This window comes from Arthrobacter sp. C152, assembly GCF_054890965.1.
This window is the reverse complement of sequence record NZ_JBTZSU010000063.1, coordinates 1-9,333: the sequence shown is the minus strand read 5'-3', so window position 1 is coordinate 9,333 and position 9,333 is coordinate 1. Positions and strand designations below refer to the sequence as shown.

Here is a 9,333-nt window from a genome sequence, read left to right as displayed (position 1 = left end):
GCGTCATCCGCCACGCCGACGCCGGCTACGAACGCGCCCTCGACGTCGCCAAGGAACGCGGCGTCCGCATCCCCATGCAGGAATCAGCCGGTCGGGCCGGCTGAGCGTCACCGGTGGAAGCGTTGCACTTCGTCACCGCAGAAGGCTCCCCGGGAGCTGTCTTCGTCCCCCTTCCAGAGATGACCGTTGCCAGCCGCCAAGCCATTGACTGCGAAGATGACTGCCCGTTCTGCTGGGGCCCGGAGACCGATTAACGGTCCCGGGCCCCGGCCCCCAACCCAACAACTCATGAGAGAACAAGAATGAGCGCCGTCCAAGCAACCCCTGCGCCCGCTGAACCAGTGATTGGGACGCCGAGCAGTGTATGGCGTCTGCGCAGCGACACCTGGGAGTTCCTCAGCTACGTAGCCAAGCAGCAGTCCAACGGTGTGTCGGCGGAACAAGCGTCCAAACTCGAAAACGAAATTGTCAGGATTCTGCGGCTGCTGGAGTCCATCGAGCTTTATTGGGCCGTACCTGGAATGGCCCTTGTCGAACGTCTACGGGAACGGTCAGAGGCGAAGGACTACCGGGCGGTGATGGAGCTGACAGCAACAACGGCGGGCCTGCTTCCGTGCACAGTCGATGAGCCCGACGACGCACCGGGACATGGTCGATGGTCCGAAGATCCGGACGTGACCGATGACAACCGACCGAGGTTCGAAGTTCTGGTCATCGATGACTCGACCGCGCAGGAACAGGCGAAGTTTAAGGAAGAAATTCGAGGTCTCCGGCGTCCCGGCGATGATTTCCGCTATGACGTCAATGTCGTACCCAGCTTCGATGACGCGATGGTCGCTGTGCTGCTTAACCCCGATATTCAGGCCTGCATTATCCGTCCGGGCTTTCGTTCCAGAACGTCCCACCGGCTGGGCCGGGACCTGCGGCGCTTTATCGACGCGTTCACTTCGGATATTCCGCAGGAAGCGCATCCCGTCGCCCGGATTCTCGCGCTGGCGGAAAAACTCACGGATATGCGTCCAGAACTGGACCTCTACCTGATCGCAGGGGTCTCCATCGAAAAGACCGCAGGTGCGCTTACTCAACGTTTCAGCCGCATCTTCCGCAAGGATGACAGCCTGGAGCTGCACCTCTCGCTGCTGGCCGGCATCGCTGCACGCTACAAGACTCCATTTTTCACTGCTCTCCAGGAGCACAGCCGAAAACCAACCGGGGTATTCCATGCACTGCCCATTTCCCGAGGTTCCTCTGTTGTGAATTCGAAATGGATTAAGGACATGGGGGAGTTTTACGGGTTGAACCTGCTTCTGGCCGAGACATCTGCCACCTCCGGCGGCCTGGACTCTCTCTTGGATCCCCATGGATCCATCAAGGAGGCGCAGGCATCCGCAGCCCGGGCTTTCGGCGCGAAGCGATCCTTCTTCATCACTAACGGCACGTCCACGGCCAACAAGATCGTCCAGCAGTCGATCGTCGCCCCGGGGGACATCGTGCTAGTGGACCGCAACTGCCACAAATCACACCATTACGCCCTGGTCCTGGCCGGTGCCCGGGTTGCCTACCTCGAGGCCTACCCGCTGAACGAGCATTCGTTTTACGGCGCTGTCCCTCTAGCCAGCGTCAAGAAAATGCTCCTCAGCTACCGGCGGGAGGGACGCCTTGACCAGGTCAAGATGATTACCCTCACGAACTGCACGTTCGATGGCATCGTCTACGATGTCGAACGAGTGATGGCCGAATGCCTCGCTATCAAGCCGGACCTCGTGTTCCTATGGGACGAAGCGTGGTTTGCATTCGCCGGATTCCATCCGGTCTACCGCCGTCGCACGGCAATGGCTGCTGCGCGGAAACTCGAGGCAGACTTCGCGGATCCGGGCTATGCCGAACGCCAGGCGGCACAGGCTAGAAGTCTTCACGATCCCGAAACCGGCGAGCCGCTCGACGATGAGCTGTGGCTGGAAACTCGTCTGCTCCCGGACCCTGCGGTCGCGCGCCTGCGGGTTTACGCTACCCAATCGACGCACAAAACCCTGACGGCGCTTCGGCAAGGATCCATGATTCACGTCTTTGACCAGGACTACGGGAACCTCAACGAGGAAGCGTTCCGTGAAGCGTACATGACACATACCTCTACGTCGCCGAACTACCAGATTCTCGCCTCCCTGGACATTGGGCGACGGCAGGCCGAGCTCGAAGGTTATGAACTGGTCCAACGGCAGGTCGACCTCGCCGTGAGTGTTGGTCAAGCGATCGCCCGGCACCCGCTGTTGAGGAAGTACTTCCGTGTCCTCTCTACCGGGGACCTCGTCCCTGAGGACTTCCGTGAGACCCGCAGCGTGGCTCCTTTACGCGATGGGATTGCCATGATGGAGGAGTCATGGCGGTTGGACGAATTTGTCGTTGATCCCAGCCGGTTCACCCTCGACATCGGTCGGACCGGCGTCGATGGGGACACATTTAAACACGAGTACCTCATGGACCAATTCGGTATCCAGGTCAACAAAACCTCCCGGAACAGCGTGTTGTTCATGACTAACATCGGCACATCACGCAGCGCCGTCGCCTATCTGATCGAGGTTCTGGTTAAGCTGGCGCAGACCTTCGACGAAACTCACGCCGGCATGAACTCGCGGGACAAGTCAGCGTGGGAGGGCCGGGTTAAAGCACTGACCTCCGAGCCGCCGCCCCTGCCTGACTTCAGCCACTTCCCCGAACGCTATCGCTCTACCCCGGACGGCCCGGACGGAGATGTACGGGCAGCATACTTTGATACCTACAAGGAGGACGGCACGGTGTACCTCACTGCGGGACGGCTAAAAGAGAGGCTCGACGCCGGCGAGGAGGTCATTTCGGCTGCCTTCGTGACCCCGTACCCGCCCGGATTCCCTGTTTTAGTTCCCGGTCAGGTGATCACTCACGACATTCTTGACTTCATGACTGCGCTCGATACGCGAGAAATTCATGGCTATCTGCCCAATGTCGGGTTCCGTGTGATGACCTCGCACGACCACACCAACGCTTGAGCCCGGGGGGCTGGACGAGATGGAACAACACGGCGAACAACTCCTACAAAGCAGTCGTTTCCCCCGCCACCACTTTCAATGCAGCCAGGGTGGCGGCGAAGCTAAGGGTGGGAAGCCAGCCACGTCAAGGCCGGGATCGCGCGTATCTGGAGCGGGATGATGCGTTTAATTCGCTTTGAACTGCTGACGCCGCAGCTGTGGCGTAACGGCGGCGGGGTGACACGGGAAGTAGCCAGGTTTCCGACAGCACCAATGGCGACCGCCGCAGGTGCCGCCGGCGACGACTGGGATTGGCGTGTGAGTATCGCTGACGTAGCTAAAGAGGGCGACTTCTCACTCTTCCCCGGGATGGAGCGCGTCCTCACGGTTATCGGGGGAAACCATATGACTCTGACCGGTGACGGCTGGGAACAAAAGCTTGAAAAGTACCGACCGTTCCAGTTCTCAGGAGACACGCATGTGCACGGAACACTACCCGCCGGGGGTATCCGGGATCTGAATGTGATTACGCGCAAAAAAAGCTTCACTGGGCGCACCACCATTATGGAGCTTGAGCAAAACTGCTCCTACCCCATATCCGAGGGTCAACTGGGAATTCTTCTCCAAGGGCGGGCTGCTGTCAGCGATGGCGCCCAAGTCGTGTTTCTGTCGCGTTATGACTCTGTCGTTGGCTCTGACACCCAGGCGCCAAGGATTACCGGCTCCGGCATCCTCGCCGTAGTGTCCATAGCCGCCGTTGCCTAACGCCGACGGGTTGAAGGGTATCCAAAATCCTGGGAAACCGAAACGATGGATGACCCACGTCAAGACCGTGGGCAATGGATCTGACGATCACCGTCGGCTAAGAGACTCCTCTTCGCAGTGAAGTCTGACGGCCAAGGTGAAGCCTTGCCTGCTCCAAAACTTGGCGGTGGACCATGAGGGAGCAGCATACCTGCCGCAGCCCTTGGACCTTTACAGCCCCCAGAAATACCGACGGTAATCCGCTTATCCGGCATAGGGGATTGGTGATATGAGGGTCACCAGCCCCCGGAGTGGGACCTGGGCATAGTCGCGCGGCGGCCACACCGGCGTAGTAGCCTATCGGTGCCCCGAGGCCCGGGGCGGCTCAGGATAGGTACGGCTTATCCGAAGTGCTCGCCACAAGACCGCTGAGCACTTCGGATAACCGCCCTCGGAATACTCTGCTGCCTCAAGCGGGGCTATGGCATCTAGGGGTGCCGCCTGCAAAGAGACTGCGTCGAAAGACTTTTCCATCCGGGTCGAGAAGGCACCGACTCGTTGAATTGAGGCACTGTAAGCAGCAAAGCCGCTGGCGTCCGTGTTGCCCGGGTCCGGGATCCAAGCAGGTCCGGTTACCTTGCGCAGCAGCGAGGCGGCGGTGTTTAGGGCGGATTCCGGACACAACGGCCCCCGAAAGGAAGTGCATCACCCCGGCCTTGGCGGAAAGATGCTTGTGTCTCCACAGAGGGATGTCCGGCCGAATCTCGAAAGCCCGGTGTCAACGCCTAGCGAGTGCTGTTACTCCCAACTGAGGTTGTTGCACTAGGTTCATCGCTTGGTCAATGTCCTGCCGGAGATCTCTGTCCACAGTTTCGGCCGGCAGAGTGAACGCCGCTTCCAGCGCATCAGAGAATCGGCTGTCCGTCCCGAACGTTCGCCCCTGCATTCGTAGGGCTCTACCGGCACAAATGAGTTCTACTGCTGTCACTGTGGCTACGGCGTCGATTGTCTGCTCCAACCGGGAAGCCGCCAAGCTGGCAAAGCTTGCATCCTCCTCGGTGCCGAAGGAAAGCACCACGGACTGCAGGCTGGCTGGCTGCGCGTTCGCACGAATAACGCCGACTGCGGCCGCAGCCACGTATTCAAGCATCATGACTCCGGATTGGCCTGAATCGTCGTGGGCGAGGAAAGGGGGCAGTCCTGTATATGTTGGATCGCAGAGCAGGTCAATTCTATGCAGGTGAGTGGCACAGGAAGCCCCCAGAGCCAGGTGCAGGGCGTCCAAGCGTCGAGAGAGCGATATCATCTGGAAAAGTCCGTGGTGCACAACGCCGTTGCTGCCGTCAGTCACAGATCCGTAGACCAGCGGATTTTCGTGACTGGAAACCACAAGCGTTTCCAGCAGTGTCCCAAGTGCGTCGAGCTCTTCTGCAATAGAACCCAAGACCTGCGGCAGTGTTCGCAGGCAGAATGGATCCTGGATCCGGGCAGCAGTAGTGGTTCCCGCGATGAGCGCACGGACTTTCTGAGTCATCTGCCGCGCCGCAGGCGAATCGGCGGCACGAGCCACCTCAGGGCTGAAAGCTTCGGGATTACCATGCATAGCAGCGAAGGATAATGCACTTACAGACGTAAGATTCTCCAGCAGAACGGTTAGCTTTTGATGGGCCAGGACAGCTTGGGCGATGGTGAGTGCACTTGAGCTGATGAACGGCAAGGCATCTTCCGTGGTCCAGTCCTTCAGGAGCGGGATGGAACTTCCGGGTCCTAAAGGCTGCCGCTCACCCAACAGGGTCAGTGCGGTTCCTGCCAGAGCTGGCAGGTCGGCTGTGCCGATTCCGCCGAACTCCCTAACTTTTGGCAGGAAGTCGTCGTTGATCATTGTTTGAAGGGCTTCGGCCACTTTGGGGTGGATGCCCGAACCGCCGGCCGCAAGCTGGGAAAGCCTAATGACCAGCATGGCGCGCACCACCTGCGGGGCCAAGACGCTGCCAGCATCGGTAGCGTGGCTCCTTAAAAGGTTCAGGCCATGAACATCGGCAGAACTGTTGGACTGCGGCAGGGAGACCGACTTGTTGGCACCCACCCCGGTGGAGCGTCCGTAGACAGGGCGAATCAGTGAAGTGGCTCGGGCGGAGTCTTGCGAAGCCTTCATACGGTCAAGGGCCGAGGGCGATAACCCGACTTGGACGCCCCCGGCAGCGACCGCTGCTATGTCGGACAGGCTCAAGTCGCGCCCGTTGATTTCAATCATTTTTTCCTTTCCTGAGATGTGGATCGTCAGCGCCAGACGTTCCAGCACTTCCGGCCACATCAATCCATCAAGTTTCTTCAGTCGGTACGTGGGATCAGCGGAAACATCGTCCAAACGCCATTGCTAGGGAAAGCAGGACGAGTGGGATGTCCTCCGGCGTGGCGGGCATCTGACTCGGTTTGAATGCTGCGAGACCTGCTTCAGCTACGGACTGGTCCCGGTTACCGGAGCTGCCGCTGACACCCCTGCCTTCGTATGCCTGCTCAACAGGCACGGCTGGGGTTGAATTGGTTGATTTGGTCGGTATTCAGGGAGAGTGTTTCGGCTCCTCTTAGGGCTGGTCCTATACAAGGTGTTCTTTCTCGGTGGCCGGTGCCCACATGAGGGTTACGACCAGGCCACACAAGAGGACGCCAGCCAGTGCAAACATAGTTCCCGGGATGCCCCAGCTGTCCAAAGTAAGAGGTAGCGCAAATGTTCCGGCGGCGGCCGCGATGCGACTGATCGAGTTCAGCAGCCCCACACCGGATCCGCGCAATCTGGTCGGGAACAGTTCCGGCGGATAAACCTGGGTGATGTTGGATCCCCCGGACATAACAAAGCTGTAGACAAGGAAGGGCGCCATGAGGATAAAGGCTGACATGTCGCTGACAAGGCCTAGAACTACGAGCGAAATCACGAGGATCACAAAGGTCCAGATGGTAAATGACCGGCGGGACATCTTGTGCATGAACCAAAGACCGACAATGCCCCCGGCCAACAAAAATAGGTTGATCAATAGATTCTGGAGGTCGTAGTCGGAGACTTTCAGGCCGTCCAAGATGGTGGGAACGAATGTGTAGATGGCAAAATACGGCAGTACCAGTGCACTGAAGAAGATCGCGCCGAAAGCAGTGCGCTTGCGCATTCCCCGACCAAACAGCTCGCGGTATCGGCCGGATGTTACTTCCACTTCGTAGTCGCTCGGATTCATCTCAACGTTGAGGAACCTGCGTATTATGGCCTTCGCCTCACTGACGCGCCCCTGGCTGATGAGCCATCCCGGGGACTCGGGCGTTCCGATGCGAACGAGAAGCACGATTACGGCAGGGATGGCTCCGCTTGCCAGCAGCCAGCGCCACGTGTCGGGGCCAAAGTCGATGTAGGCTCCCATGACGTTGGCCAGAACATATCCCACGGTCCACATAACCGTGAGGGAGGCGAGCATGAAGCCCCTGCTCTTTCGGGGTGCAAACTCCGACAGGAGTGTGGGCCCGACCGCGTAATCCGCTCCCAGCCCAAATCCAATCAATAGCCGCAGGACAAATAGAACTTCGACGTTGGGAGCAAAAAACTGTAGAGCCGACGCGACGGCGATGAGGATGAAGTTGAGCACGTAGACCCGTTGACGGCCGATCACATCGCTCACGCGGCCCAGGAAGAGGCTGCCGAAGAAGAGTCCGATCAATGCCGAACTGGCGAGCATGCCCTCCCAAAAGCCGCTGAGGTTCATCTGATCGGTTAGGGCGGGCAGGACCGCCCCGATGATGCCCAAGGCGAAGCCGTCAGAGAAGTTGGCACCAAAAGTCATGGCGGTGATCTTTAGGTGAAAACGACTGAAAGGGAGTTCGTCCAGAGTCGGGGCCGTGGACGTTGCGTTTGTTGGAATAGTCATTGCGACCTTTATTTTTCGAGGTGGTGCAGGACAGAGAGCACTACGGCGAGATCATCGCTAAGTCACCGTTTTCCGTGGGATAGGGCTGAGGCGGCAACTGTGGCCTAAAGGTGGCGATTCCCTGCTCGGTGGGAGGGAGCCATGGGGTACAGCGCAGAGAGATGGCCTGGCGCCGGTCAGGCCATGGAGTGCAAAGGACTGCTTGAGAGTCCCGGGAGGAACTCGACGAATGCGGCGCCAGGAGCCAGTATTTCTTTGGCCATTCTCACCGTGTCGGAGAATTGACTCAGGGCTACCACGATGCACGGCGTTGTGCTTTCGGCCGCTTCGCTATATCTGTCAGCCGGCGTGCTCCTGCAAACCGGAGGGCGCCTCGTCCAGAATGACAAGCAACTGCCCCTTCCGGCTGTCAAGCGATCCAGCGGGTAGTGTTCCAGACCCAGACTGTCCGTGATAGGGGGTGCCGTTGCGGTGTTCACGACTGGACTCCTGCATTGAATGGTATAGAAAACTCGGTACGTCACAAGCATGACCCCCATCACAGCATTAGCGCCAACTCGAATTGTTACTGATCTTCATTAGGGTTGCTTATAGACTGCTGAAATGGAAAAGCCCTCTTTGAGTCAGCTGGAACTCAGGCACTTGGTCACCTTTGCGGAAGTAGCGCGCGCTGAATCGTTCACGGCAGCCGCCCGTTCTCTGGGCTACACTCAATCCGCTGTGAGCCAGCAGATAAGCAGGCTTGAGCAGATCGTTGGTCACAGGCTCATAGAGCGATCCAACAACCGCTCGATCATATTGACCCCGGCAGGTCGCATCTTAATCACCCATGCCGATGCCATCCATGATCGACTTAAAAATGCTCTGGAGGACCTCTCTGCAATTCATCAGGGCCTCGCCGGCACACTTCGCATTGGGTGCTACGAGAGCATTAGCGTACGCGTGCTGCCGCAGGTTCTGAAGCTCTTCGCTGAGCGGTTTCCCCGCGTGCAGGTCCTTCTCACTGAACTGGACGACGATAGCGATCTACTCGGCCAGGTTGAATCAGGGGACTTGGATCTCACCTTCATGGTCTTCCCCCTCATCGATGGTCCCTTTGAAGCGGTGACCCTCCTCGAGGATCCATTTTTGCTGGTGGTGCCTAGCGATTCCACCCTCGCCAACGGAGTAGGGGCAATTTCCGCAGATGCCTTGTCAGGCCTCCCACTCATCACCTATGGACGAATGAGGGATGAGCACCAGATCGAAAGCAGACTCGGACGGCCTCAGCTCAAGAAACAGGTCGTCTTTCGAAGCAATCACAACGGAACTATCCTCAGTCTTATCGCCAACGGATATGGGTCTGCCATCCTTCCCCGCCTCGCTATCGACCCACACCGCGATGGAATAACCTGCCGTCCCTTGGCCCATGTCAACCCTCGGATCATCGGAATTGCATGGCGTCAGCAGCGCCTCCCGAACTTGTCCGCTAAAAGCTTCGTAGAGATCGCGACGCAGGTTGTATCCGAAATCGAGAATGGGTGGGCGTGAGTCCCGGGGATTGCCCAGTTCCCCGGCTCACGGCCAGAACCTGGGGAACTTCTCCGCAAGCGGGGCAGGCGATGCATCCGGCCAAGACGCCTAATGTCCGTTGTCAGTTAATCTGGCAGTGTTCACGTGGGAAAATGCCAGTTCTTCTG

The 9,333-nt window shown here is 58.7% G+C and carries 5 protein-coding genes; 3 read left to right on the top strand and 2 right to left on the bottom strand.

Annotated features, from left to right (window positions below; genetic code table 11):
- Window positions 1-302: 302 nt before the first annotated feature.
- Window positions 303-3,023, top strand: coding sequence for an aminotransferase class I/II-fold pyridoxal phosphate-dependent enzyme (locus tag ACYSM9_RS21420; protein WP_461858966.1), 2,721 nt, complete (start codon window positions 303-305; stop codon window positions 3,021-3,023).
- A 156-nt stretch (window positions 3,024-3,179) separates the two neighbouring features.
- On the top strand, window positions 3,180-3,767 hold the full coding sequence (locus tag ACYSM9_RS21415; protein WP_461858964.1) for a HutD/Ves family protein: 588 nt from the start codon (window positions 3,180-3,182) through the stop codon (window positions 3,765-3,767).
- 757 nt (window positions 3,768-4,524) lie between these two features.
- Here the strand turns inward: ACYSM9_RS21415 and ACYSM9_RS21410 are convergent.
- On the bottom strand, window positions 4,525-6,114 hold the full coding sequence (locus ACYSM9_RS21410; RefSeq protein WP_461858963.1) for an aromatic amino acid lyase: 1,590 nt from the start codon (window positions 6,112-6,114) through the stop codon (window positions 4,525-4,527).
- Window positions 6,115-6,343: 229 nt separating this feature from the next.
- Window positions 6,344-7,654, bottom strand: a complete 1,311-nt coding sequence (locus tag ACYSM9_RS21405; protein WP_461858962.1) for an MFS transporter — start codon at window positions 7,652-7,654, stop codon at window positions 6,344-6,346.
- Between the two features lie 603 nt (window positions 7,655-8,257).
- Here ACYSM9_RS21405 and ACYSM9_RS21400 point away from each other — a divergent pair.
- Entirely contained in the window at window positions 8,258-9,184 is a 927-nt protein-coding gene (locus ACYSM9_RS21400) for a LysR family transcriptional regulator (protein WP_461858961.1), read from the top strand.
- Window positions 9,185-9,333: the final 149 nt, after the last annotated feature.

What these genes read in the sequence shown, in the direction of transcription:
- ACYSM9_RS21420 (WP_461858966.1), top strand. Translation starts at nt 303, where the DNA reads ATGAGCGCCGTCCAAGCAACCCCTGCGCCCGCTGAACCAGTGATTGGG.
- ACYSM9_RS21400 (WP_461858961.1), top strand. Translation starts at nt 8,258, where the DNA reads ATGGAAAAGCCCTCTTTGAGTCAGCTGGAACTCAGGCACTTGGTCACC.
- ACYSM9_RS21405 (WP_461858962.1), bottom strand. Translation starts at nt 7,654, where the DNA reads ATGACTATTCCAACAAACGCAACGTCCACGGCCCCGACTCTGGACGAA.
- ACYSM9_RS21415 (WP_461858964.1), top strand. Translation starts at nt 3,180, where the DNA reads ATGATGCGTTTAATTCGCTTTGAACTGCTGACGCCGCAGCTGTGGCGT.